This is a genomic window from Salimicrobium jeotgali, assembly GCF_001685435.2.
GTDB classification, from domain to species: Bacteria; Bacillota; Bacilli; order Bacillales; family Halobacillaceae; genus Salimicrobium; species Salimicrobium album.
In genome coordinates, this window is sequence record NZ_CP011362.1 from 1 (window position 1) to 26298 (window position 26298).

The window sequence follows — 26298 nt, forward strand, 5'->3', positions numbered from 1 at the left end:
GTTTCCGGAGCGTAGCTTCACCATTTTCGAGTCGGAAGACGCAGCTTCTTTGGTTCGATCTCATCGTCACCTAGATCCTTCTTACCTAACGAAGAGCGTAGCTACATTCAAGGAGATGCGTCGCACCTCTCACTCGCCAGGAAAACGAACGTAACCTTCAAAGATAGAGATAGTGCAGTTAGTAAAAGGTGTATGAAAATCGTATTAAGAAAGATACCATTATTTCTTTGATCTAGAAGTTTACCGATGATAGAACAAAAAAACGGCCACCTCCAGCGTGAAGAAGGTGGTCAGAAATTTGTCATAGGTATGCCTTTGCATGCTTACACACCTACTCACTTATAGATTGCTGAGCCTTCTCAAAGAGAGTCGCATACTCCCGCGGCGATATACCGAGCGCTCGAAACAGCTTGTCATACATACGGACCTCAAGACCACCTGAACCGCCCTCGGCTCGTGTGACGGTTTTAAGATCAACACCGGCTTTCTCGGCAAGCTCTTTCTGCGTGAGCGACGCTTCCATGCGGGCGGAAAAGACAGCGCTTCCCAATATCGCACCGATACCGTGGAAGAATACCTCAGTCTCCGGAAGTTCTTTGACGATGTCCTCGGTACGAGTCAGGTCCTTCATCGAATCATCTCCTTTTAAGTATCTTCGTATACGTATCCTTTACCGAAAATACGTCTCGGGATTCTCCTGAATGGTACGTAACCACCTCCCCGGACAACGCCTCGCATAACCTGTCGTAGTCCCCGTCCACCGGTTCGTGGGTGAACCGTACTTCTTTCCCGGGTAGCGTTTGATTCCGGTACGGATCCTCGTCAAACAGGCTTTCCGTATCGATACTCTTGCTGCGCCAGCTGCTTCCGTCGTAACTAATTCGCTGATAAATATACATAAAAATTCGCCTCCTTATCTTATAATCGTGACAAGGAGGCGTTTTGGTGTCATGGAATAATAAAAAGATGGGAGATTAACCGTCGTAGAAGTCACTTTCAATCAGTCGCTTGTGCCGAATAAAGAAATCCTGGACGTCAGGGTCGTCTTCGTAGGGGATGAGGGAGTAGATATAAGTAGTAGGTGTTTCTTCGAGGGAGCCAACATCGCGCACCGTAGTGTATCGGTCACCGTCCGTCTGTAAGGTGCAGGCGATGATCTAAAACTGTCCTTCTCCTTTCATATCTCTGATTATTTGCGTTGCTTCGTTCCTTAAAAAAGCTTCTGGTCGTTTCTTCTCCATCCCATCGCTCCTTTTTCAATACATACACTTACTTATTCGGCACATATCGAACGTTTCCTTTATTTTTAACCATATTAAAAGTTCGTAGTTCCCATAATACAATTATATTATCGATCACACGATTACACTCTATTGATATAATCAAAAGAGAAAAGTGAATATTCTAAGAAATGGGTGAAGTAAATGTCTATTGCTAGAGGGAGAGAATTGCTCACTAATGAACAAAGGCAATCCTTTATAAAGGTTCCTGAAGACGAACTCGTAGTTGGAACATACTACACATTCTCTAATTCGGATTTAGAACTGATTAACAAGCGTAGAAGGGATGAAAATAGACTGGGATTTGCAGTACAATTAGCTGTTCTCCGACATCCGGGGTGGTCATATACACACATTAAAAACATTCCTACATCCCTTCTCACATATATAGCCAATCAAATTAATGCTGATCCATCTTCGATTCGCCGTTATCCCCAAAGGGAAAACACCTTATGGGATCATTTAAAGGAAATACGAACCAAATTTAAATTTGTAGCTTTTACATTGAAGGAATATCGTAAAACGTTTAAACACCTTTATCAGTTAGCTTTAGAAAATGGAGAATCCATGTATTTACTAGATGAAGGCTTGAAGTTCTTAAGAAAAAATAAAGTTATCTTACCTGCTATCACAACACTGGAAAGAATGGTGTGAGAAGCTAGGGCGATGGCTGAAAAGAAAATATTTAATTCAATTGGAAATGCTCTGACGTGTGAACAAAAAGAAAAGCTTGAAGAAATGATAAGTTCTCACCGTGGAAAAACTAAGACCATATTAGGTTGGTTGAAGGAACCACCTGGTTATCCTTCCCCTGACACATTCATTAAAGTTATAGAAAGGCTTGAATATATTCGCGAAATGAAGTTGGAAGCCATTAGCTTAAGCGATATACATCAAAATCGTTTGTTGCAGCTATCCCGTTTGGGATCTAGGTACGAGCCTTACGCTTTTAAAGATTTTCCAGAGAATAAACGTTACTCCATTTTAACCGTCTATTTATTACAACTCATGCAACAACTTACAGATAAAGCTTTCGAAATTCATGATCGGCAAATTCTTAAACTGCTGTCCAAAGGGCGAAAAGTTCAAGAGGAGATCCAAAAACAAAATGGTAAAAAGCTCAACGAAAAAGTTATTCATTTTTCTAACATAGGAAGAGCATTAATTAAGGCTAAATCCGAAGAATTAGATGTGTTTGAGGTCTTGGAATCCGTTATTGAATGGAATACTTTTGTGTCTTCCGTAGAAGAAGCAAAGGAATTAGCCCGTCCGGATGATTATGATTACTTAGATTTGTTGCAGAAACGTTTTTATTCTCTTAGAAAATATACTCCAACTCTCCTAAAGGCCTTGGAGTTTCAATCGACCAAATCCAATGAACCTCTTATGGAAGCCGTCGAAGTTATACGTACAATGAATGATACAGGAAAGCGAAAGGTACCTGACAATGTACCTGTGAGTTTTGTTTCGAATCGTTGGAAAAGGCACATATACGATGAAGATGAAACGATTAACCGTCATTATTATGAGATGGCTGTATTAACAGAATTAAGAGAACACATTCGAGCAGGTGACGTTTCGATTGTGGGAAGTAAACAATATAGGGATTTTGAGGAGTATTTATTTTCAAAGGATTCGTGGACACAAACCAAAGAAAATAATAAATTATCCGTTAGTTTATCATTTGGAGACTACATTCAAGAAAGAAAACAAAGCCTAAATGAAAGTCTTAAGTGGATATCAGCTAACAGTAACAAATTAGAGGGTGTTTCGATTGAGAAAGGGAAATTTTCTATTCGAAGGCTAGAAAAGGATGTACCAGAGGAAGCAAAAAAACTAAGCGCTAGTCTTTATCAGATGCTTCCAAGAATAAAACTAACAGATTTACTTATGGATATTGCCCATATCACCGGATTTCATGAACAATTTATTCATGCATCGAGTAACCGGAAGCCAGATAGACAGGAAACCATTATTCTAATGGCTACCCTTTTAGGGATGGGAATGAATATTGGTTTAAGCAAAATGGCAGAAGCAACACCCGGTATTACATATAAACAGTTAGCAAATGTGTCCCAATGGAAAATGCATGAAGATGCTATGAATAAAGCACAGGCCGTTTTTTTAGTCAACTTTCAACATAAATTAGACTTGTCATCCTATTGGGGAAGATGGTACGACTTCTTCATCCGATGGGATGAGAATGCAGCTGGGTGTTTCATCTCTACATGCTGACTCTAACCCTCATTATGGAACGGGTAAAGGAACAACAATCTACCGGTTTACGAGTGATCAGTTTTCTTCCTACTACACAAAAATCATCCACACGAATTCTAGGGATGCAACTCATGTTCTAGATGGTCTATTGCACCATGAAACAGATTTAAAAATTGAAGAACACTTTACAGATACAGCAGGTTACACCGATCAAATTTTTGGTTTGACTCATTTATTAGGCTTTAAGTTTGCCCCTCGAATCAGGGATTTATCGGATTCGAAGCTTTTCACACTAGGCAAAGTAACTGACTATCCAAAATTAGAACCCATTATGCGTGGCCAAATAAATGAAAAAGTAATAAAAGATAATTAAGACGATGTCTTGCGTTTAGCACATTCCATACGAGAAGGGTCCGTTACCGCATCACTTATTATGGGGAAAATTGGTTCCTACGCTAGACAGAACAGCTTAGCTACAGCTCTGCATGAAATGGGGAGAATAGAAAAGACGATACTTATTCTGAATTATCTTCAAAGCGAAACGTTAAGAAGAAAAATACAAAAGGGGCTCAATAAAGGGGAAGCCATGAGTGGCCTTGCTAGAGCTATATTCTTTGGCAAACAGGGGGAGTTTCGTGAACGAACTTTACAACACCAACTACAAAGAGCAAGTGCCTTAAATATTTTGATCAATGCCATAAGCGTATGGAATACACTGCATTTATCAAAAGCAACCGAATACTTAAGTAAAGCAAGTGAATTCGATAAAGACCTGTTGCATCATATTTCACCTTCAGGATGGGAACATATTAATTTGTTAGGAGAGTATCATTTTGATTCGAAAACAGTTGTATCAAGTGATTCCTTAAGGCCATTAAAACTCCCTTAACTTTGTTGAAAACAGGATTGCACTCGGGAAAATGCACTTAACGTTGTAAATCCGCATTTTCCTGACGCTACCCCTATACGACATGTCCGAAAGGTCAGATACTCCAAACAGCATTATACTGAAAATATAGAACCCTACGGCGACTGTCATAAATACAGATGCTGCCTGTTCTTTCAAAACGGCTTTCCAAATACCAAAAGTAACCATTGTAAGGAGTGCAGCAACGGCTGAAGCAATAAGGGTGTCCATAAGCTCTTTAATCACTTCAAAGTGTTCTATGCTTTTGATTCCCGTTGTCACTGGCAAACTAATTACCATAACCAGTAGCCCGATTGCCATCCCATCCATTCCGAAGTATTCCACTCTCTTATTCAAATGTTCTCGCATCGTTCATCCATCCTTTCGTTTTTAAAGTAAATCTTTCTTCATCATTGTTCTACACACTAGTCAACCAATACATTCACCGGACTCTTCGAGAGCATGAAGCGTCGAATACTCGAGAAGGCATGTATCGTTGTAACAGTGCGTGCACTCAATCCATCCTCCAAAGGCTCCCTTGTTGAGTCCTGAAACCTTTCGGTGACACTGAGGGCATTGCTTTATTTTTGATTCGTCCAACCGTTCTACAATTTCATATCTCATCATTTGCATACTCCTATTATCTCTACATTGCCGTTCAATTCGAGAAGCAATTCGAGAATTTCTCCTGGAGTCATGCCTGATGAGTCCACTCCTTCTTCAGTATCGACTCTTTTTAAAAATAGTAAATTCCCTGACAATTCGACATCTTCATAAGGTGTATGGACTCTAATCACAGGATTTCGAGATACAAACAACCCTTCATCACCCACTACAATGTCGTATTTATCATTGAACCTCACAATATCGATATATTGGGAACCGATGATCGAGTTATAGGTTTGATAATCTGCTTCTGCAGGAATATCCACGACACTCTCTTGGAACCTCGATTCCTCTAAATTGAACCCCAAGCGAAGTCCTTTACCAGCTTTCTTCATTGTTTTTTCCATGTTATTAGCCCCTTTTTAAATTAATTTGAATTTGAAACCTCTTTCTTCCTCGTGTGACAGCTCAGTTCTACAACTGCGTTGATCACTCCATTTTCATCACCCTCTTCACTGATTTTTTGCATATAAAAAAGACCATTAGGAAGTCACTTCTAGTCAGAAATGATGCTAATCGTCTTCAAAATATCGCTCTATGATTGTTTTAAGATAATCCACTCGAATTCTTGTGTAGCTTGTTACATACCACGCTCTGCCTCAAAGGGCATGAGTTTAATAACTGTGTTGATTCTCCTGCAAACGGAGAGACAACTGCTCCAAAGAGCAAAAATAACTAGTAATATGTATTCATTATACTTTTACCTGTTCACCATTTCAATATCTAATATAAAATGACTCGAAACATCTTTGTTTCAAAGCATACTCTTACGATGAAGCAAACTTGTATTAAGGGAAAAATGAAAATGAGTTCGGTTAATTAAGCTCCATGGTCAGGGATCAAAGTAAAGTAAGAAAGCACGCTCTTGAAACAAGAACCTACAGATATATCAACCGACCATTTATCACTTTTTCTTATCGGCTGTGTTTCCTAAAAACTGATAAGTTATTCTTTCATCAAAAAATTTACAATTATTATCTTTAAAAACATTCTGCATTATATGATTTTTATGGCCCGTTGAACCAATGTAATAACCCGCCTTTAATTGTTTAAGATATTGTAGAGATTTTTTGTGAATTAACCTACCAAGTCCTTTTCCTCTATACTCTGGGAGTAGTCCAAAGTAAAAAATACGCCCCTCATCCAATTTTCCCTGCTCAATATGAGGTATGGTAACACCTATAGGAATGTTGTTTTTCGATATAGTCAAACAATTACCCTTGTAATTATTCCCTATCTCTGACTTCATCCCCTCAAATTGTCTTTCAATAGTCGTTTGGGATGGGGCATTTAATGAATATACCATAGATTGCTCCCAGATTTTTTTAAATAAATACTCATCATTCCATTTAAGAGAACTTAATGAAATTGAATCCAATTCATTTGAAATATGAAGTTGTTCTAAATTTCGATAATAAAAATACTGAATTTCATGTTGAAAAAATCCCCTTTTTTCCAGGTATTCAAGGTAGCTAGTATTCAGGGCTTCCTGATTATTTAGTACAATAGATACTTTTTTTATATTTTTATTTACAACAAACTTCATGGTTTCTGCTATTAATTGTTCAAACTCATGAGTACCTTTGAGTTCTCCTATTTCTTCTATTATTAAATAATCGGGAGACCCATTTATTATCTTACTATTAAATAACTGCCTCATTAATCTTCTCTCCTTTTAGTGCAAAAAATTAATAATTTTGAACTTTATTACACATCTATCTAGAACATAACACATTATTATTTTTATAAATTATATCTAAATATTTAGAAAATATTGAATTATCGACAAAAAGTTGTTAAAATGAAAGCGATTTCAAAATTAAGGAGGGAGTTTCAAGATGAGAGCAACTGATATTCATACTACTGCAGCCATTGATGAAAAACGTAGAATTGTGATGTTAACTGGGGCAATTGATGCAAGTGGATATGTGATTAATATGAGAACTCCATTACCGAGCGCAGGAGAATGGACTGTGGTAAAAGCCGAGACTAACTTAAGCAATCACACTTGGGCAACTTGGCAGATGGTTCTAGGGGAAAATGTTTCTGTAGCGATGGATGGAGATTCTCCTGAGTTGCTGATGTCTAGGAATTTTGAAAACGTTAGATACATTCCCGAAAAAAATGTGGTGGTTTACTATGGAGGTAAACCAGTAAGACCTGGTGAAACAGTTCTTAAGTTTTTCAAAGTACACACAAAGGTTCCTGAAATCTTAACTGCCCATCCAGCTAGAATAGCTCCTGATAACCCAGATTATGATGATGTAATCACGGGGGTCCAAACTAATCAACATTTACCTAAAATGGAGATTGTTCCTGTGGTGCAAAATGTTAACTTGCCAGAAGTATATAATTTAGAAAATCATGCAATATCTCAATAAGTAATATATAAGAACATGACATCCATTAGTGGTGTTATGTTCTTATATCTATCAACGGGCAGGTGCGTCTCTAGGTGATACCAAAACTCTTGAAAGTTCGTACATTTCGGATCTTATGGGTAGGGAGATTCGCATCTATATTTGGATCTAGGTTTTTAGATTTTGCATTTCCTTGGTTAGTACTTGAAATGACCGGATCTCCACTAGCTGCTGGTATAGTATTAGCAACTGAACAGGTTGCACCTATAGTTTTTGCTCTGCCAGCTGGTATTTGGATAGAAAAGTTGCCAAAAAAAAGTACTGCCCTTGTTTCTGAGACCATAAGAATACTTATAATTTTATCATTAATATTTCTTATATTAACAGAAAGCTTATCTGTTTGGGCATTTATGTGTATAGCTCTAATATTGGGTTGTGTAGAGGTATTTTTTGGTACTTCATATAAATTATTTTTATTGTATGCAGTGGGAAGAGAACATTTAAGAGAAGCCTATAACCTTACTGAAGGAGCCGACTCAATAGCTTCTGCTATTGGTCCAGCAATCGCTGGAATTATTTTCTTAAACTTCGGAGCTGAATGGGCTATAGCTGTAACTGCACTAGGCTTTGTAGTCTCACTTTTAACTATTGCCATTGTTAAAGTAAAAGAACCAGCTAATGAAAAAGAAAGTCATCAGAGGTTAACTTTTAATTTTGCTCTAATTTGGAAGGACTTGAAAGAAGGGATTACATATATATCTAAAACTAAATTTCAAAGTAGCTTTTTATTAATCAATATAATTTTAGGTTTTTGTGCAATGTCCTCGATTCTTCTAATTACTATTTTAGCTCAACAAAACTTAGGGTTAAATGCAGGTCAAGCAGGATCATTACTATCAGCAATGGGAGTCGGTGCCATAGTAGGTGTATTAATACTACAAACTTTAAACAAATACTCATGGAAATATGTGTTGACAGGAGCGTTAACATTATCTTCCCTAGGTGGCATTATACTCGCAGTAGCCTCGTCTTATACAGTTGTTTTAATAGGTGCATTTTTATTGGATTGCGGTCTATCTATTTCGTTTGTAGTACATGCAAGTACCCACCAAATAAATACCCCAAATAGATTATTAGCTAGAGTGAATACTGCTAGTCTTTCAGTGGATGGTGTGTCTCGCCTAGGTTCTAGACTTTATGCCGGCGGTTTAACTCAATTATTCGATGTAAGAACCCCGCTTTTTATAATGGGAATAATTTTGGTATTTGGGGCAATAGTTGCATTTAAAACAAATGAACCGGACTTATCAGAGGAAGAATTATCGATATAACCTACTTTATCGTGACGAAAGGGTAGTTTCTATGATTTATAATTCAGATTGTGATACTGTTGGAAAACTAAAATTCGATTTAGAAAGTTTTGCATCATTAGAACACAAAAGAAACCCTTTTAAATTGGAATTACCAAGCTTAAAATCAAATGCACATCTCCCTACTGAAAAAAAAGTAGTGATTATTGGAAGTGGACTAATAGGAATTGGATTGGCAGCGCGAGCATCTCACCTAGGGTTTAACAATGACCTTGTAATTTTGGATAAAAATAAGAATTTCGCACAAAATTTTCATTCGAGAACTAATCAAATAAATCAAAAAGTAATGAGAAGCCCGTATACACACCATTTAGCCCCTAATGAAGATATAGGGTTAGCTGATTTCGGACGCTTGAAGTCGAAATGGTTAACCCATGCTGAAAAAAAAGGCTTAGAACTCGCTAGAAAGTTTGAAAGATCACTACCAGCACTTGATATTTTTATGAAACATACTGAAGGAGTCGTCCGAATTCATGATCTTCAAGAAAAAGCATTTCAATTTAATGTAGAAAGCATATCTCGCGACGACAAAGCGAACAAATGGATAATTAAAAATAAAAATGGCAAAGTAATCAAATCAAAATATGTAATATTAGCTTTAGGACAAGGTTATAATAATGACAATATTTTCAAATCTATAAAGGCTTCAAAACGGAATAGTCATAGAGTCGTTATAACCGGTGGTGGAAACACAGCAGGTCATTTAATTCTTGACAGTATTAGGAAAGGACATAAAGTTGATTGGGTGATAAGGGATGAACTACGTTTTTTATGCTCCGATGTCCCTCATAAATATTTTAGAGAAGAAGGCCAATTTGAATTCTTGTCTAAATCTATAGAAGAACGCAAGCAGTTACTTGACGAAAAATTAAGAGGTAGTTGCATGTTAGAACATTTTCATCTTTTTAAAAAATTTATACAACAAGGACTACTGAATGTCCATCAGCATACGTTAATTGACAGTTATCAAGAGAATGATCAAGGATTAATTTCTTGTAAATTGTCCACTGGTAAAACAGTAACTTGTTGTGAATTAATAAAGGCTCACGGATTAAAACCAAATAACTTACCGAATATTGATCCACCCATAAAAAAGTTTGGAGATTACCCTATATTGAATGATCAAACATTGGAAGCAAAGAACCATCCTAACCTATTTGTTTCTAGTATTCATAGTTCATTAAGTTTAGGTCCAGCTGCGAAATTAATTGATGGTGCAAGGTTAGCCAATGAAAAAATATTTAAAACTATTTTACAGAAAGAAAGAAAAAATAATTGCGAAACAACCCATGATTATAAAATCAAACGGCCTATGTGGGGACAAATTACAGCTGTATCCAAACCCACCAAGGTGTGGAGGTATTAATTATTAAAACTGATACTCTTACAAAAGACTTAGAAGAAATGGCTTTTACATTACTTTTTTTAGATGAAAAATATCTTTTTACTGCTCTAGGACTATCTACTATGACTGAAGATATTGATGAAATTATCGAAACTACACTAGTATTTTCAAATCAACATTCTGTTAAAAGGATTAATCAAATCATAGAAGAAAAAGGAAAAAAAGTTCTTGAAGAAATTTCATCTAAATTTGAATCAATGGGTGGAAATAATAAAAGAACTATCTCTGACTCAAGGGACTTTATTAGAAGGAATATCCCTTTAATAGATCAAGTTTGTACTAGCCTTGGTTATAGATCAGAAAAAATTTATGCTCTATCTCTAGCAATGATATGTAGGAAGCTATAAATGAAAAAGATAGATTAGAAGTACTTGGAGTAGCTAATATTATGCTGTTTTGGTTCTTTTATGTGTCTATAGCATATTTAAAATGAAATCGAGAATTACTTAGTTAAGTTTTTTCGCGATCTAATGGTATAGAGGCAACCATCAAAATGTCGATTAATGGATAGGCTACACTTGGTTGGACAGTTTCGTTAAGGTCCGGTACACTTTACTAAATATTTCAGTCGAGGAGAGCGGACCTTGACCAAAAGAAATCGTCGTACGTTTACAGAGGAATTTAAGAAACAGATTGTTCAACTTTATGAAAATGGTAAGTCTAGAAAAGAGATTATTAAAGAGTATGAATTGACGTCTTCTTCTTTTGACCGATGGATCAGTCAGTATTGGCAATCCGGTTCCTTTAAAGAAGATAACCGCACACCGGAACAAAAAGAACTTATTCAATTGCGCAAAGAGAGCCAGCGCCTAAACATGGAAAACGACATTTTAAAGCAAGCAGCGCTGATCATAGGACGAAAGTAAATGTGATACAGAATAACCGTCACAGATACTCGGTATCAGCAATGTGTACTGTCCTACAACTTCCTAAAAGTACGTTTTATTACGAAGCAAAAGAAAAAGACACATCTGAAGAAGAAGACTTAACCACTCTTATTATCATCTAGTATAGAAATAATTATCTGTTATTATTGGGGAATTTGAAACCGTTGTTATTAGGGATTTTATCACCGTTGATTACACTATCTACTTTTTTTCCAAATAACGATAAATTGTAGTTCGGGACACGCCCCACTTCTCCGCAACATCTTTGATAGGAGTCCCATTGGTAATCAAAGAGCGCATCATTTCAATGTCTTTTTTCCCAAACTTCTCCGGACGTCCTCCGAGACGTCCTCTTGCTCTTGCAGCTGTTCGTCCTGCAGCCGAGCGTTCCTCAATCAAATTCCGTTCAAATTCGGCAAAGGCCGCAAACAAGTGAAACATTAATTGACCGGTCGCATTACTTTTATCCATCGTCAGATTTTCCTGTAAACTATGGAAAGCTACGCCTCGTTCATTTAATTCATTTACCAGTTGAATTAAATCCTGCATATTTCTTCCTAAACGATCTAAACGCCAAACGACAATCGTATCTCCTTCACGTGCATAATGAATAGCCTCCTCTAAACCTGGGCGTTGTTTTTTCGTTCCACTCATTTTATCGTGGAACGTTTTCTCACATCCATAATCGGTTAACGCATGTAATTGTAAGTCCAAATTTTGTAATCCTGTAGAAACACGTGCATATCCTATAAACATTCTATCCCTCATTTCTCTTTTCCCGTATTTCATTGTACCATAAGATGAAAGAACAGAGGTTAATGAACATTGAATAATGAACAGGGTTTTTGTACATGAAATACATAAAAAAAGATCCTTTTCGTATGCAATGACTATGTGTACAGAAAAGGACGAGTTTTGGAACAAAGACAATAATTGTTATCTACGATTGAATATATTTGTGGCTCCATTAGTGACACGGCCCAGTCCTTGCGTTAATAATTTCTGAACTCCACTTAAATAATAAAGTTGTACTTCATATGCCTCGTTTCCTTCAACATCTTTTATTATCGATGGTTTTTGAGAAAAATTGAAAATATTCTCCCGATAAGTATAACTTTCCATCTTAAATATCCTCCCTGCCCTTGGCATATTTGTTTGATTAATGATTCTAGAAATGGTCTTCTTAGTTTTTATTCTAATGGTAAAAATGATGAAAATGATTATAATGAATCAACTGCACAAGAAAGTTTAAATAACTTAAAGTCTTTGGTACAACCTTTATAAATGTCAACATCCAAACAATACCACTCCATCAGTAGGACAAGGGAAAATAAAATAAGCACTTATATATAATCCCCCCTTGTTGTCTACTCTTTAGCTACTTGCGAGCGATAATGATGTTTTGCTATTAGTAAAAGAACACAGCATATGATGGAACTTTAAAGTCAACTCATTATCATAATAAAGATAATAAAGAAAAAGACATTAAGAAGTAGAAGGAGCCATTTTATTCCTCCTTCAATACGTAAAGCATTAATAATTCCAATAATTGCACTAAAAAACAATATCGTCATCCAAATAACAGTACTCCATCCACTAAGGTAAGGATGAAGAAAAAAGGTACTTAAATAAGTAACCAAAAAGATTCCACTACAAATCAATGCTATATAATAACTATTGAAAAGTCCCCCTGCCCAAACTCTAGCTACTTGTAAATAAAATTCCTGCTCATCTTCTTCTAATAAATACCGATTTTTTTCAAATGCATTTATTAATTTCTTAATTGATTTAGTAGGTCCTGATACCATCCCTTTAGTTAGGTCTTGATTTAGACGTTGAGATTTAACTAGATTTTGTTGTGCTATTTTCATTAAATCTTCAATACTATTGTTAACGTCTTTTTTCTCACGCTTTTTATCTGGGTGGGAAAATAACACCCATAACAGAAATCTAATAAATTCAATAATAAATACGGCATACACTTTCTTAAACAAAGACTCAACTCCCACTTCTTGTATCTATTGTCTTTAAAACTATATCATTCATAGATAAACCAAAAAAATTATCTCCCTTCATTATAAGAGAGATAATTTTTTTGTGAAAAAAGGTTTACACTCATATATTTTAAATTGAAATCATTTTGATAACATACCCATAGATCTAGCTAAAGCCTGACCTAAGCGCTTTCCAAGTGCAGCTATTACTGCTGCACTTACCGCAAACGAAGTAGCATAAGCAAGAATTAAGATTAAAATTATAATTTGTGCCTCTTTTTGCAGTTTATCTTCATCCCAATCTACATCGGTTAGAGCTAACTTTTCTTTTACGTATACACTAGGGGCAGATTTTCTCATTATCTCTATAACAAGGTATTCCATTATGAAAAATGGAGATTCAGATGATAACTTAGGATTCAGTTGATCAACTCTAATCTCCGAGATATTCGGAATTTTATCCATTATTCTGTCAACTTCTGCTCGTGCCTCTGTAACTTCATTTACTCCAGAAGGAAGATAACCATCTTCTAACATCTTATTTAAAAATTGGTTTATAATTCCATCCATTACGTCACCATTTATAGCTTTGTCGACTCCTAAGTCCCAATTACCTTTACTAGCATCTCCAAAAATAATTTGTCCTGTTAGCTCGCCTTCTATTCGCCCAAGCTTAATATCATAAGCCTTAGAATAGCTTATAGTATCTACAGATTCTGAGCTATAAATCTCTTGAATTTCAGCAAATGGTGAGCTAACACTATGCACACTAGGATCATTGTTGGAAACTTCACTACTTACTGAAGAAGCTCCATTATCACGTCCGGATTTAATGTTATTATCAATTTGAATTTGACCGTCTCCAGATCCAATTGTAATTGTTGAAATTTGATTAAAAGCCCAATTACCAGGAAGAGGATAACCTAGATTCCCACTAAATCCTGTAGACATACCACTTACGAAGCTACTCACCGCATGACCAGCCTCAGATACTTGGATACAGACATTTCTAGCTCCATAAACACCTACTTTGTAGTCATATCCCAAAACATTTAGACTTTGCTTAATTGATCGAAAATAAGGAATAATATTTCCTGAGATCTGATACCCTAACGCATCAAAATCCACAGCAAAATAAATGATGGTTCCATCCTTAAAACCATAGTCTTGAGCTGCCTTAAAAGCTGAAATTGCGTCTTCCTTACCCTGCTCTTCATTAAAGTAAGAAGCATCTCTTCCTACAGTTTGGTATATTGGATAAACTGTGAGCCCAGCATTAAAAATGTTTTCCAATTCCCCTGGTTGGATTTTTTTATTTAAACCGCCAGGTACATTTGTTAGATATCGCCCTACAGTTTCATAACCATGCTGTCGCAAAGTTTCGGCTCGAGCAGGAGTTATTTCCGTAATACAATCACAAGCACTCCCGTCACGGCTCGGATCTCCGGTACTTACTAATAAAGAAGCCCATGTTTGGAAGTCAGCTTGTCCATTAACAGTTAATTTAGTGAAAGATTGAAAGTCCTTAACCTTACTACTCAAATTTGCATCAAATTGGCCGTCAAATGAAACATCATATCCATTAAACCTCATAGCCGCCTGAAACAATCTAACAAAATTGTCGGTACCATCCGCATCACCCACTTGCAGCGTAGGTAACAAGCTCTGAGTGCTAGGACCAAAGTGACCATTAGCAATTGAATCACTCAAACCTTCTTCATATTGAATAGCGTAGATTAGAGCCTCTTGCGTATTTCTGGAGTATAGTCCATCACAAGGCATATAAAAAAAGTTTTTCCTATGGATGTAAGTTTTGTTCATCCATTGCTGGACGGTACGAATAGATTGTTCTCCTCCATACAATAAAGAATAAGCATCCATGGATAGTAAAGCTTTAAAAAATTTCCCATCCACACTTCCACTCGGATTATCTTCTCCCATATCTCTTTGTAAAACGGTCACCGCTCTTTCAGTTCCGGACCCATAAGTTCCTGTAACTCCCCCAGGACCGTACCCCTTACAATACAATGCTCCCTGAATAATTTTCACAATATTTTTATTGATATTCGAATTTTTAGATATAGGAGTGATACCTCTAACTCTCGCTAACGTTCCAGCTCCAAAGTTATCAGCTGTATTAGTAATTCCCAGTTCAATTTGAAGCGCTCGTGTTAAAGCATGAATTGTATTCCATCCAGTTTTACCATTTTCATCGATGGTATTGTAACCCGGGTTATTTCCGTAAGTTTCATTTACCCACTCTTGTGTTAAAAGCACCATTTCATCCACAAAAATACACCCCTTCATAAAATTTCACAACTTGTAATTAAAGCTCCGTTACTTTCAACAATACAAAACATCCCATAATTCAGATCCTCACAAAAGTAACAAAAAACTGCACTATAAAAGTTGAATATATTTTTCTTCTACGGGTGAAGTTACTTTTTCCGTAAATACACCCATTTCTTTTAATTTCTCTTCTATCTCTTTGTCAGTGTGTGGGTGAGTAGCTTCCAGCTATAAAAGATTCATAGTCATCCGGCCTACATCCTCATCCACATAAAGCCTTGTGGCTTCTTGAACTTTTCAACATTAGATTCAGTTTTGGCCCAAAGTTTCCATCGACTGAGCTTTGTTAAATATAAAAATACAACAAATCGTTGTTTCTGAACCATGTCGATCACCTTGGAACTTCGTTTGAATGAATGGATTGGTTATCAATATTCATGTAAAATCTCTCCTTTTTTGTTGGTCTATCTATAAAAGAAGAAGAAGCCGTAATTTTTCAACCATTCTCCGTATTTTTTTCAAAGTTTTGTTTAAAGGTCCAAAATGATATAACGTCCATGTCGTGAGCCACCTTCACAAGACGCATATGGATATCTTGTTTTACATCCTCTCTATCCTGAAAACCCGTGCCTTTGGCACCTGTTTCAATCCTCGCATTCATTCTTTCTACGACTTCCATGATAATTTCATTCTTATTCAACGCCTGTCCCTCCCTTCTCGTAATTGACTCAACGCTTTCGCTTTCAATTTGGAAACATTTTGAGGAGAACAGGAAAGGACTTCTGCAATTTCTCTGATAGATAACTGAACATAAACCCATAAATGAAGAATGATTTGTTTTTGCTTACTAAATGACTGGTAGATCTGAATCATTTTTTTCGTGGGTAGAATATCTTCGATAGAGCGTGCCGTCTCCTCGACAAGGGGCGGTTGCGGATGAGGATACAGATCCTTTATGGATGTTTCTCCTTCACTTCCGTTTTGGACAGATGTGTCCAACGTTAGTTCCGCATAGTGTTTCCTCTTTTTTTCTCCGTAAGATTTCACGTATAAACGAGCCAATTTATCGGCATAATGAATCAATCGAACCCTTAAATAGAATTCCCGAAAGCGCTGATCCAGACAGTTGGACGCTTCAAAGTTATTTTCGTTCGTAGCTTCTCTAAACAATTCTTTATTATTCCCTTCGTTCATAAAAGATTGAATCAAAGGATCTGAAAAAAAGTCGTCGTTTTCTCTATAAGGGGTACAGCCAACATTTTAACGAAAATATACGCTAAGCCAATAATTGGAACATAAAGCCGAATTCTCCTACGCTAAGGAGTTCCGGCTTTAGTTATATTCAATGATGGTAAATACTGTAAACCAGTCTTACTATTGGATTCGAATTTGTATTCACCAAGAAAATTAATATGTTCCCATGCCAGTGGTGATACATGAGATAACAAGTCCTCATCTAATTCTCCGTTTTGTTTTAAATGATTAGTGGCTTCTGTAAGATAAACTGTGTTCCAAAGACTAATCGCATTGATTATAATGTTCAAAGCGCTTGCTCTTTGCAGTTGATCTTGTAACGCCCGTTCTCGTAATTCTCCATGCTTTCCAAAAAAGATTGCCCTAGCCAAGGCATTCATGGCTTCTCCTTTATTTAGTCCTCGTTGTACACGCCGACGCAGCGATTCATTTAAAATGTAATCAAGTATAAATATAGTTTTTTCAATTCTTCCGATTTCTCTAAGTGCCTTTGATATTTTGTTCTGTCTTGCATAAGATCCAAGTTTGCCCATAATAAGGGATCCAGAAACCGTTCCCTCCCGTATAGAATGCGTCAACCGTAATACATCATCAAAATTATCCCGGATGATTTGGGTGTTAATTTTCCCTCGAAAAAGATCATTAATTTCTTGAAAGTTTTCCATTACATCAAAAGTATATAGTTTAGAATCGGATAAGTCGCGAAGTCTTGGTGCAAAGCGAAATCCGAGCAAATGAGATAAACCAAACACTTGGTCCGTATAGCCAGCTGTATCTGTGTAATGCTCTTCAATGTTCAACTCGGACTCATGATGTAATAACCCATCGATGACATGAACTGCATCACGAGCATTGGTATTAATGACTTTGGTGTAAAAACTTGAGAATTGATCACTTGTAAATCGATAAATAGTTGCTCCCTTTCCGGAACCGTAATGGGGATTAGCATCTGCATGTAAAGAAGAAACACCAACTTGTACACGCATTCCATCAGAAGATGATGTGCTTCCATCCCCCCAAAATGATGATAAAGCCATTTTATGATGGAAATTAACAAGAGTAGCTTGCGCCCGGTTTAAAGCATCCTCATCCATTCGCCATTGAGCAACGTTTGCCATTTGTCGATAGGAGATTCCTGGTGTTGCGTCCGCCATTTTCGTGAGCCCAATATTTGTCCCCATACCCATTAGTGCTGCCAGTATCATGGGTTTCTCTTCTTGATGCGGGGGTTTTCCAGTGGACGTGTGAATGAATGCTTTATCAAATCCTGTCCACCTGGAAACTTCCATCAATAAATCCGTTAATTTTATGCGTGGAAGCATACGATAAAGGGATGCACTGAATGTCCGGGCATCTTCCGGGACATCTTTTTCAATCCGTTGAATGTGAAGTTTTCCGTTAGTCAGATTGACTCCTTCTAATTCATGAATATTCTCTTTTACGAGTTGAAGACGTTTTAATAAAGAACTTCGTCGTTCTTCAAGATAATCATCTACAGACGAACTAACGGCAATCCTTGTTGCGTTTGTTGCAGAGGCAATCTCCCATTCTTTTTTGGAAACTAGATAATCCTCAAAGTCTTTGTGTTGTCGACTCCCGGCAATGGAAATATCCCCTGACCTTACATGGTTCCGAAGCTCCGTTAATGCTGCCATTTCATAATAATGCCGATTAATAGTCCCATCTTCTTCGTATACATGCTTTTGCCACCGATTAGATACAAAATCCAAGGGAGCATCTTCTGGTACTTTGCGTTTATTAGATTCATTCATTTCACGAATGGTATCTAATGCTTTCATTAATGGCTCTGTTGATTTGGTCGAACGGAATTCAAGTGCCTTTAGTAGAGTCGGTGTATATTTTCGTAGGTAAAAAAAGCGATTCTCTAGGAGATCTAAATAATCATAATTTATCGGTCTAGATAAATCTTTGGCTTCCTCAATAGAAGTAACAAATTTTTCCCATGGCATGATGGTTTCTAAGGTTGCAAAAGGATCCAGCTCTTCTTCGCGTGCCTTTATAAGAGCTTCACCTAAGCGAGCATAATGGATGACCTTCTCATTCACTGATTTCCCGTTCTTCTTTTGCAGTTCCTCCTGAGCTCTACGCCCTTTCGCTTGAAGGGTCATGATTTGTCTGTCGTGAATTTCAAATGCTTGATCAATTAAGTCTTGGGTCAGATGGAGTAAATAAGCTACTAATATGGGATATCTTTTTTCTTTAGTGAATCGGCGGAAGGAATGAGGTTCATATCTAGCACCTATTTTAGATAGTTGTCGCAAACGGTTGGGGTGTATGGTCTCAGTTGCTACATTAAGTTGAAGTGTTTTAATGTATTCTAATCGTTCAATTACTTTTAAACAGGCATCTGGAGATGATTGCCCTGGAATCTCTCTTAACCATGATAAATATGTTTTTCCACTGTCATCAGGCATTGGCGATAGTAAACGATCCAGTTTTTCAAGTTGAAATGACGTTAGGGAGTAGTTAAAGTGTTGAAAAATATGTTGTTCCGTTCGTTTACGTGTTTCCCAGACGACCCTTTCAATGGTGGCCATACCCGGTAGAATGACTTTCCACTTTCGCAATATCTGAATTGCAGTTTGGATAAGGTGAGTAGGGTTTCCATTGGCCATAGCATCATCGAATAGAAGTCTAGCAAGTTGGCGATATTCTGAGGTTGTAAACGTTCGGTATCCATACTCCTTACGGATTTCTACCAAATGCTCATATTTAGTAGCTTCTCGTTTTGAGTACTTTGGCAACTCATTTGGATCCACTTTAATTTGTTTAGCAATATAGGAAATGACATTTGAAGGAACTTCATCTATATCAGATAACGTCCATCCTGAAAATCGGATAATGCAGAGTTGTACCGCAAAACCCAATCGATTATAGTCACGTCTATGGCGAAGGGTGACGTCCAAATCATGTTGGCTAAGCGTAAAATATGTACCTAATGTCCATTCATCCAATTCATTAGGAATCGACATATACGTTTTTCTTTCCTCTGAAGTTAGTAATTCTCTTACTCGGGCGTACATAATATAAAAGCTCCTTTCTTGAGAAAATTGGTTCTTACGAATGATACATAACTATCTTTTGTATCATTCAAGGAAATCCTAAACACCTTGATAGATAAGGGTTTTTATAGACTTTTCTATCTATCGTATTATTCTTAGCTTTTTGAATCATACATATTATATAATAGTATACATTAAGAATCATAATTTCGGAGGGGTTATTTTGGAATATGTTCAACCGATTCGGGATCGAAAACAGATTATTGCAATCAAGAAAATTTTAAAAGCTACTAATATAAGAGACTATTGTCTCTTTAATGTAGGAATTAATTCCGGACTGCGAATTAGCGACTTGCTTCAATTAAGAATTGTTGATGTGATCGATGGAAAACGTAATATTAAAGACCGTATTTCCATTCGGGAACTAAAAACGGGAAAGTCTAAGGATTTTCCCATTGGTGATACTTCCAAAAAGGCAATCAAAGATTACTTAATGACAAGAAACTATGAAGAGAACGAACCTTTATTTCGCTCCAGGAAAGGCAAAGAATCATTAAAGCGACAACAAGCCTATCGTATTATTAATGAGGCAGCAAGAGCCGTAGGAATAAAAGAAAGAATTGGGACTCATACATTAAGAAAAACTTTTGGCTATCATGCGTATCAATCTGGCGTTGACCTCTCTATTCTTCAAAAATTGTTTAACCACTCTGCACCAAGTGTTACCCTGGCTTATATTGGCATGACACAAGATGATCTTGATAATGTGTATTTAAATTTAAATCTATGAGAAGCTTTGACTGACTTTGAAAAGATAAATTGTAGCTTGATATAAAGTTATGATGTTTATAAAAAGGATGCAAAATTTTGCCTCTTTGAATATCTAAAAAGGTATTTTTATAATGAAGGGGGGGAATTTCTAAAGATGAAAGTGAACTAAGGAACTCTCGAGTAACAATAGAGTTGTTCCGTTAAAGGGCCAGTTTGGGGAAGAAGAAAAGAGTGGAGCCTTAGAATAGACTCCACTTTCGGTTACCTCTTTATAGTTTTGCTTATACCAAATACATAGAGTAAACAGAGTATGATGAACAAACAAAGGAATCCATGTTTAAAGCCAATAGTATCAATCATATATCCGAATAACGGAAACAATATCATAATGCTGAAACTATTCACTACGCTAATCATGGAGAAAAAGGTAGCACGGACATTGCTCTGCAATTTATTTTGAATGAAATTTGAAAAAATGGGTTCAAACAAAGTAACAAGCTGCGATAATATTAAAAACGATAGCACGATAGCCCAATTTGGTGAGTAAATAAATAATAAGAAGAAGGCTAAATACAACACATAACCATAGTTTGTAATGTTAAGAAAGCTCCATTTTTTCTCTAGCCTGTGAGCCATCTTGGCCATTAAGACACCTAGCAACCCTTCTACTGTGAAAATAATCCCAATCACAAAAGAACTATATCCCAGCCGTGTGAAATACTCTTGTCCATAGAAAGTTAAAATGATGATAGAAGTCGTGACCATGACAAAAAAGATAATTGGTATATGAATCGATTGATTGTTTCTCCATATATTAATACCTATTCTTAGTTGATCCATCCATTGTTGCTTTACACTAAGATGGGGAACCGAGTTTTTTTCTTTAACTGGCTCATGTAGTAAACATATTGGAATCAGGGATAATACATGAGTAATGATAATCCCTCCATATACCAGTTCCCAGCTGATTCCAGCCATCCAGCCACCCACTAGTTTGGCTAGGCTGAGCGATAATAAAGCTAATGCCGTCATGTTTCCAAACACTTTCGTATATTGATGTTCTAGGTTTTTTTCTTTTAACGTATCGTATGCGAGTGCTTCCTCTGCACCAGATTGGAAGGTCATTCCGACACCGAGTGTCATTAATGCCACTCCGAACAAGGAGAATGAATCGCTGATTAGCATAATGCTCCCGTATCCGATACTGAGCACATTACCAACGAATAGACTCACCTTTCTTCCATATAAATCAGCAATCATCCCGGTCGGAATTTCAAACAATACGACACTTAAGTGCATGAGGGCTTCGACAACACCAATCTGACTCATACTTAAGCCAGAATCGCTCAGGTAAATAACCCATAAGGCACGATCGAAAAATAATTGAGCGACAAAAATATAGATATATATATAACGAATGTTTTTCCTTAAATGCATTTCCATTTGGATATCCTCCTATTGCTCTGACGAAAAAAACCACAGGTGAAAGACTTACCTGTGGTTGAGCGAAGGATAATCCTGTCTCATTCTTATACCGTTTGTATAGAGGTAAGAAAAATTTACGTCAGAGCTGTTTTATTTTTGAAACAAGGCTGAAATTAGACATACGTGTCCCGTCATTTAGCAAAGTTCCAAAAATGGACATCATGAACACAACAAATTGCTTCACTTCGTCCACAAATTCTTCCAACGTAAACATTTCAACTACCTCCTTTCCAATGTATAATATAACCCAACCCTATAGTAAGTCATTCTGATCAAAAAGACAATTCATCATGCTTATGCACGTGTAGCCCTAAACAAACAGCGGGATGGTCTTAAGCAAACGGGCGCGTTTGTTGAACAATATAAGTGGAAAATGAACAAGCTTTACAAGGCCGGGTCTCTCTTAGCGTAGAGAAATCCGGCTTTTATGTTCCAAATATTTGCTTAGCGTATATTTTCGTTAAAATGTTGGCTGTACCCCATAATTGGCTCCTTCATTTTAGCAATGTGTTCATTTGAAAATACGTTTTTTAAATCCACTTTCATTCACCTCCTATATTGCGTGTATACGCTTTCTATTTATAAAGAGAATGAAGTTTCCCATTAGTCAAAAATTTACATAATAAAAAGGAACGTATGTTCCCATAATTTTAACACTTTTAAAACGTTTTGACTTTCAGTAAATGTATTCTCTTTATATAAAAGAACAAAATAAAGGGGGTGAAACAATGAACCAACCAAAAATTTATCTATACGGGTCACTTCGGTGTATCCATTGCGAAAACGCAAAGAAATGGTTGAAGGATAATGGTTTTAATTATGAGTACATGGATGTAGATAAATTGGAAAATATAAATACAGTAAAATCGTACAACGTGAATGTTATTCCATTTATTTTAATCAAATATCCAAATGGTACAGAGAAACATTTCGTAGGATTCAAGGAAGACGACTTATTAAAAACATTAACTTAGGGGCGGTATAGCCAAGAGGTAAGGCGAAGGTCTGCAAAACCTTGAACCTCGGTTCGATTCCGAGTACCGCCTCCAAATAAAACATATATTCTCTAACAAGGAGGAAGTGTTTATATGAGTTCTGTGAATTCTAATTTATTTCAATGTTTTTGTGATTCGAGATGTTTAAGTTATTCGATGTCAAAAATGCTGGACCATCCAGATTTGACGGCCGAGGAGAAAACATTAATATACGAATCTTTATTAGATATTCATAATGCGGCCAATAAGATCCAGCGATATTGGCGAGAGAAAAAGGAAAACACCGAATAAAAATTTGAGTACAATTATTGAAAAGTGAGTGATATTACATGGAATCCTCGTTTTGGATAGATTTAATTGGAAACTTAGGTTTTCCAATTGTCATAACCCTATTTTTGCTCATGCGGCTGGAAAAAAAGTTCAACCAACTAGAACAAGTGGTTATAAAGTTACTCGCGGAAACTCGGAAAGAAAAATGAACTTTATGTAGGGAAAGCCTGCTATAAGGTAATTAGAAGGGAAAAACTGAGTAGCATTATTACGTAATGCGACACTGAGTAGAAAAGGTAATTCGCTTTCATTCTCTCACCATCGTACGTACGTTTTCGTGTACCACCATTCAATAAGTTACGTTTGCTTTTTTGATAAGTTTTTGAAAACTCTTTAATCTCACCTTTTCAAGACTATTATTCTGAATCACTGTATGAAAAATATGGTTGCAGGCAATACGCCCGTCTCCTTTCTTTGTATTCGTCCGTCCCCAGGCTTTATGCTTGGGGATATTTAATTTCCAAAAGTTCGGAGCCATCGGCCTATATACTGCGTCTATCTTTTCATGTAGCTGATATCTTAGTAGATAATCCATCCGTAGCAGGGTCTACTATGAATTCGTCTGACTTCTTACGATTCACCAGAACATCCCTGGTTGTTCCTATAGAAAACTTCTTTTCTCTTAGCCAGAACCTTTATAAGACTCCCCTCTGAGTAAGAGCTATGCCCCCTGCATAACTGCTATATTTATTGTCCTACATTCGAGCAGTATTAGATTTCACTTTGTCTTGCAAACGTATTTATACCAAGCACACTAAAAAAAGAAACTGGCAGATTTTCATCGATTGCCAATTTCTTTGTAATGATAAAAAAAGGTAAAGAATCTAGGGCGTGATGAAGGTGAAATCCCTCAAGAAGGTGAAAAAAAGTTTTACTATATAAGTTGAATTTAAGCTTTATATGTCCGGCTTTTCGGGTATACGCGGTCCGGTAGTTCCTGCAAGATATGCAACATCACCGTGAAGAGGTCATCGATCATTTATGTGTGAGGCTATAAAACACTAGTTCAACTTATATAGCATATTGTTAACACTCCGTAACTTCAACGTACGGTCAATAACGTTATACTCGTTTATTAGTTATTAAGCGTACATTGGGCCGTATTGGAACCAAACATATAGTGGTATGAAAGGACAAAGAATAGTCATGCTCTCTTATTCAGTTTCAAGATATACGTTTCACAAAATCACGATTACCGGTAATATATAACCCGCTTTTTAACTGGTACATTGTCGAGCCATTAACCGTTAATTCAGATACAATTGTGAAAATTTCTCCTTCCTGAACGACTTCATATTTAGATTGCCAATCAGGTTCGTCATACACCCATAACTCTTCCGTAATGACCTCAAGCATTGGCTTATCTACAATGGAAGGCCCTTCACTACGGTCAGCGATTTGATCTTTGAAAATTGACCACTCGTTAAGTAATTGGGCCGGACAATCCTTACCTGTCCAATAGTAGTGAGGGACAACACGGGAAAGAGGAATATCCCATTTCCTCATGAGCAAACGAATGAGTTTAATCCCACGGTTTCGTGTCTTAAAAAAGTCTCCGTCGTTATTTACACAAAGTTCAACTCCGATAGATTTTTTGTTTCCTTCCGATCCGGCATGCCAACCTATTTCGTCCTCTAGAAGGTGCTGGTACGTTTTAGAATCATCTACTGTATAATGCCAGGAAACTTCACGTTCTTGCGCCTCTTCACTTTTTAAATAATTCGCGTGCATTTGAGCATTGGCTCCTACATCGGTATTAGCTGTTTCATGAACTGTGATATGTGACGGCCGTATTGGGTTGCCGGGTCTGTTAGTGTTTGCTTTTGGAATGAAATCTTCAATAATCATGTGTATTTTGAACCTCCTCTTTTTCTTCTATACTTTAATTAGTAACTGTCCTAGCAATTTAATGAATCGTGCCTGATGCTTAATAAGCTGCAAGAGTTGATTATAAGTAAAACTTATAGAAAACAAGGGAGAAAAGGTAACCGAGTGACCGGTTACCTTTTTTGAAGATTTTTTCTAAAATATAATGTGTGTACATTTTGCCCGAATAAACGGTATTTACTTATCTTCTTTCTTTTCAAGAACGTGTTCCTGGTCAAGCTGGAGCGACCTAATGACTCTATCTTTTCCGACGCGTACAGAGGTGGTATGCTCCCTCAAGACAGCCATAATTTCTTCTGTGGAGAGTTTTCGAAATAGTATATATTCATATTCTTCGATTAATAAGGCCACGGCTCCCGCCACATGGGGGGTAGCCATCGATGTTCCCGATAGAGATCGAAATTCCCCATCTAAGGATGTTGAATAAATGCTCACTCCAGGAGCATATACATCCACTTCATCATTCGTGTTGCTGAAATAAGCTACATCTGGAGCATGGTCTTTGTCGATGGCTCCTACCTGTTGCACTTCTTTATAGGCACCGGGATACCTAAATTCATCTGTTTTTAGACTGCCATCCCCATCATTACCGGAGGATGCAACAACGATAATATCGTTGTTGACAGCTCTTTTAATGGCCTTATGAAGCTTTTCATTATGTTTTTTCAATCCAAGGGAAACGGAAATAATACGCACCTGTTCTTGGTTTTCACCCCGCCAATCAATAGCGTAGTCGATCGCTTTAATCAGGGCTTGTATAGAACCTGTTCCTTCTTTGTTTAATGCTTTTAGAATGAGTAAATCTGCCCCGGGAGCTACCCCTACGATTCCTGTTTTGTTAATAGCTCCAGCCAAAGTTCCAGCCACATGGGTCCCATGACCGTTCAGGTCCTCTATGATGGAGGCATCGCTGTTATGTTCTTCTGTAAAATTATGCCCCCCGATGATCCCCTCCTTTAAATCTGGGTGGTTCGTGTCGCAGCCCGTATCAATAATTGCAGTAACTACACCTTTTCCGTAATAACCCTTTTGCCATTTCGCTTTTGCTCCAACTGAAAGGATGTTAGGCGGTAAATCCTCTCCTATATTTTCTGTTCTTTGCTTTGATACTGGTGGTAACGTAATTTTTTGTGTACTCATATAAAAAACCTCCATTGATAGGTGATTGTTTTATAAAG

At 36.9% G+C, this 26298-nt stretch carries 23 protein-coding genes, 1 tRNA gene and 2 pseudogenes; 10 read left to right on the top strand and 16 right to left on the bottom strand.

Features of this window, described 5'->3' with window-relative positions; all coding sequences use genetic code 11:
• Window positions 1–331: 331 nt before the first annotated feature.
• Together AAV35_RS13840 and AAV35_RS13845 are read right to left on the bottom strand one after the other, a co-directional pair.
• Window positions 332–631 carry a helix-turn-helix domain-containing protein gene (locus AAV35_RS13840; RefSeq protein WP_008591922.1) on the bottom strand — a complete coding sequence of 100 codons (300 nt, stop codon included), beginning with the start codon at window positions 629–631 and terminating at the stop codon, window positions 332–334.
• A gap of 4 nt (window positions 632–635) precedes the next feature.
• Window positions 636–899: a hypothetical protein gene (locus tag AAV35_RS13845; protein WP_008591923.1), complete on the bottom strand. Its 264-nt coding sequence runs from the start codon at window positions 897–899 to the stop codon at window positions 636–638.
• Between the two features lie 525 nt (window positions 900–1424).
• On the opposite strand from AAV35_RS13845, the pseudogene AAV35_RS13850 reads away from it, so the two are divergent.
• A pseudogene (locus AAV35_RS13850) lies at window positions 1425–4386 on the top strand (Tn3 family transposase).
• On the opposite strand, the gene AAV35_RS13860 reads toward AAV35_RS13850, so the two are convergent.
• The 3 genes from AAV35_RS13860 to AAV35_RS13875 all read right to left on the bottom strand — a co-directional run bounded on the left by AAV35_RS13860 (window position 4372) and on the right by AAV35_RS13875 (window position 6730).
• Complete coding sequence (locus AAV35_RS13860; protein WP_008591929.1) at window positions 4372–4773, bottom strand: hypothetical protein; 402 nt, start codon at window positions 4771–4773, stop codon at window positions 4372–4374. The pseudogene AAV35_RS13850 and the gene AAV35_RS13860 sit on opposite strands and share 15 nt — an antisense overlap.
• A 254-nt stretch (window positions 4774–5027) precedes the next feature.
• Complete coding sequence (locus AAV35_RS13870; protein WP_008591934.1) at window positions 5028–5417, bottom strand: hypothetical protein; 390 nt, start codon at window positions 5415–5417, stop codon at window positions 5028–5030.
• 557 nt (window positions 5418–5974) lie between these two features.
• Entirely contained in the window at window positions 5975–6730 is a 756-nt protein-coding gene (locus AAV35_RS13875; RefSeq protein ID WP_008591937.1) for a GNAT family N-acetyltransferase, read from the bottom strand.
• A 178-nt stretch (window positions 6731–6908) separates the two neighbouring features.
• On the opposite strand from AAV35_RS13875, the gene AAV35_RS13880 reads away from it, so the two are divergent.
• The 5 genes and pseudogenes from AAV35_RS13880 to AAV35_RS13900 all read left to right on the top strand — a co-directional run.
• On the top strand, window positions 6909–7451 hold the full coding sequence (locus AAV35_RS13880) for a DUF6423 family protein (RefSeq protein ID WP_008591938.1): 543 nt from the start codon (window positions 6909–6911) through the stop codon (window positions 7449–7451).
• A 74-nt stretch (window positions 7452–7525) separates the two neighbouring features.
• Complete coding sequence (locus AAV35_RS13885) at window positions 7526–8761, top strand: MFS transporter (RefSeq protein ID WP_008591939.1); 1236 nt, start codon at window positions 7526–7528, stop codon at window positions 8759–8761.
• 31 nt (window positions 8762–8792) lie between these two features.
• The gene (locus tag AAV35_RS13890) at window positions 8793–10166 is read left to right on the top strand and encodes an NAD(P)-binding domain-containing protein (RefSeq protein ID WP_008591941.1); all 1374 of its coding nucleotides are present in this window, start codon (window positions 8793–8795) and stop codon (window positions 10164–10166) included.
• 38 nt (window positions 10167–10204) lie between these two features.
• On the top strand, window positions 10205–10552 hold the full coding sequence (locus AAV35_RS13895; protein ID WP_008591944.1) for a hypothetical protein: 348 nt from the start codon (window positions 10205–10207) through the stop codon (window positions 10550–10552).
• A 237-nt stretch (window positions 10553–10789) separates the two neighbouring features.
• Window positions 10790–11208: pseudogene (locus AAV35_RS13900) on the top strand (transposase); the annotation flags it as partial.
• An 85-nt stretch (window positions 11209–11293) separates the two neighbouring features.
• Here the strand turns inward: AAV35_RS13900 and AAV35_RS13905 are convergent.
• The 7 genes from AAV35_RS13905 to AAV35_RS13935 all read right to left on the bottom strand — a co-directional run bounded on the left by AAV35_RS13905 (window position 11294) and on the right by AAV35_RS13935 (window position 19673).
• Window positions 11294–11848, bottom strand: coding sequence for a recombinase family protein (locus AAV35_RS13905; RefSeq protein ID WP_008591948.1), 555 nt, complete (start codon window positions 11846–11848; stop codon window positions 11294–11296).
• Between the two features lie 180 nt (window positions 11849–12028).
• The gene (locus AAV35_RS13910; RefSeq protein ID WP_008591949.1) at window positions 12029–12214 is read right to left on the bottom strand and encodes a hypothetical protein; all 186 of its coding nucleotides are present in this window, start codon (window positions 12212–12214) and stop codon (window positions 12029–12031) included.
• A gap of 323 nt (window positions 12215–12537) precedes the next feature.
• On the bottom strand, window positions 12538–13086 hold the full coding sequence (locus AAV35_RS13915; protein ID WP_008591951.1) for a hypothetical protein: 549 nt from the start codon (window positions 13084–13086) through the stop codon (window positions 12538–12540).
• Window positions 13087–13227: 141 nt separating this feature from the next.
• On the bottom strand, window positions 13228–15375 hold the full coding sequence (locus AAV35_RS13920; protein ID WP_065757374.1) for a glycoside hydrolase domain-containing protein: 2148 nt from the start codon (window positions 15373–15375) through the stop codon (window positions 13228–13230).
• A gap of 496 nt (window positions 15376–15871) precedes the next feature.
• Window positions 15872–16075 carry a hypothetical protein gene (locus tag AAV35_RS13925; RefSeq protein WP_008590940.1) on the bottom strand — a complete coding sequence of 68 codons (204 nt, stop codon included), beginning with the start codon at window positions 16073–16075 and terminating at the stop codon, window positions 15872–15874.
• Window positions 16072–16569, bottom strand: coding sequence for a sigma-70 RNA polymerase sigma factor region 4 domain-containing protein (locus AAV35_RS13930; RefSeq protein WP_156330904.1), 498 nt, complete (start codon window positions 16567–16569; stop codon window positions 16072–16074). The genes AAV35_RS13925 and AAV35_RS13930 overlap by 4 nt, the downstream gene beginning before the upstream one ends.
• Before the next feature lie 122 nt (window positions 16570–16691).
• Complete coding sequence (locus tag AAV35_RS13935) at window positions 16692–19673, bottom strand: Tn3 family transposase (RefSeq protein WP_008591736.1); 2982 nt, start codon at window positions 19671–19673, stop codon at window positions 16692–16694.
• 202 nt (window positions 19674–19875) lie between these two features.
• Between AAV35_RS13935 and AAV35_RS13940 the strand changes: the two genes are divergently transcribed.
• A complete protein-coding gene (locus tag AAV35_RS13940) occupies window positions 19876–20442 on the top strand; it encodes a site-specific integrase (protein ID WP_008591734.1) in 567 nt (188 codons plus the stop codon).
• A 242-nt stretch (window positions 20443–20684) separates the two neighbouring features.
• On the opposite strand, the gene AAV35_RS13945 is transcribed toward AAV35_RS13940, so the two are convergent.
• A complete protein-coding gene (locus tag AAV35_RS13945; RefSeq protein WP_008591733.1) occupies window positions 20685–21866 on the bottom strand; it encodes an MFS transporter in 1182 nt (393 codons plus the stop codon).
• A gap of 121 nt (window positions 21867–21987) precedes the next feature.
• The gene (locus tag AAV35_RS14645) at window positions 21988–22122 is read right to left on the bottom strand and encodes a hypothetical protein (RefSeq protein ID WP_272947622.1); all 135 of its coding nucleotides are present in this window, start codon (window positions 22120–22122) and stop codon (window positions 21988–21990) included.
• A gap of 514 nt (window positions 22123–22636) precedes the next feature.
• Here AAV35_RS14645 and AAV35_RS13950 point away from each other — a divergent pair.
• The 3 genes from AAV35_RS13950 (at window position 22637) to AAV35_RS13965 (ending at window position 23382) form a co-directional block, all read left to right on the top strand.
• Complete coding sequence (locus AAV35_RS13950) at window positions 22637–22882, top strand: glutaredoxin family protein (RefSeq protein ID WP_065757375.1); 246 nt, start codon at window positions 22637–22639, stop codon at window positions 22880–22882.
• A 1-nt stretch (window position 22883) separates the two neighbouring features.
• A tRNA-Cys gene (locus AAV35_RS13955) sits at window positions 22884–22957 on the top strand.
• A gap of 275 nt (window positions 22958–23232) precedes the next feature.
• Window positions 23233–23382, top strand: coding sequence for a YvrJ family protein (locus AAV35_RS13965; protein WP_073992000.1), 150 nt, complete (start codon window positions 23233–23235; stop codon window positions 23380–23382).
• Window positions 23383–24397: 1015 nt separating this feature from the next.
• On the opposite strand, the gene AAV35_RS13975 is transcribed toward AAV35_RS13965, so the two are convergent.
• Window positions 24398–25081 (bottom strand): N-acetylmuramoyl-L-alanine amidase, encoded by a 684-nt coding sequence (locus tag AAV35_RS13975; protein ID WP_008591807.1) that lies wholly within the window; start codon window positions 25079–25081, stop codon window positions 24398–24400.
• A 216-nt stretch (window positions 25082–25297) separates the two neighbouring features.
• Entirely contained in the window at window positions 25298–26260 is a 963-nt protein-coding gene (locus AAV35_RS13980; RefSeq protein ID WP_008591806.1) for a S8 family peptidase, read from the bottom strand.
• Between the last annotated feature and the right edge of the window lie 38 nt (window positions 26261–26298).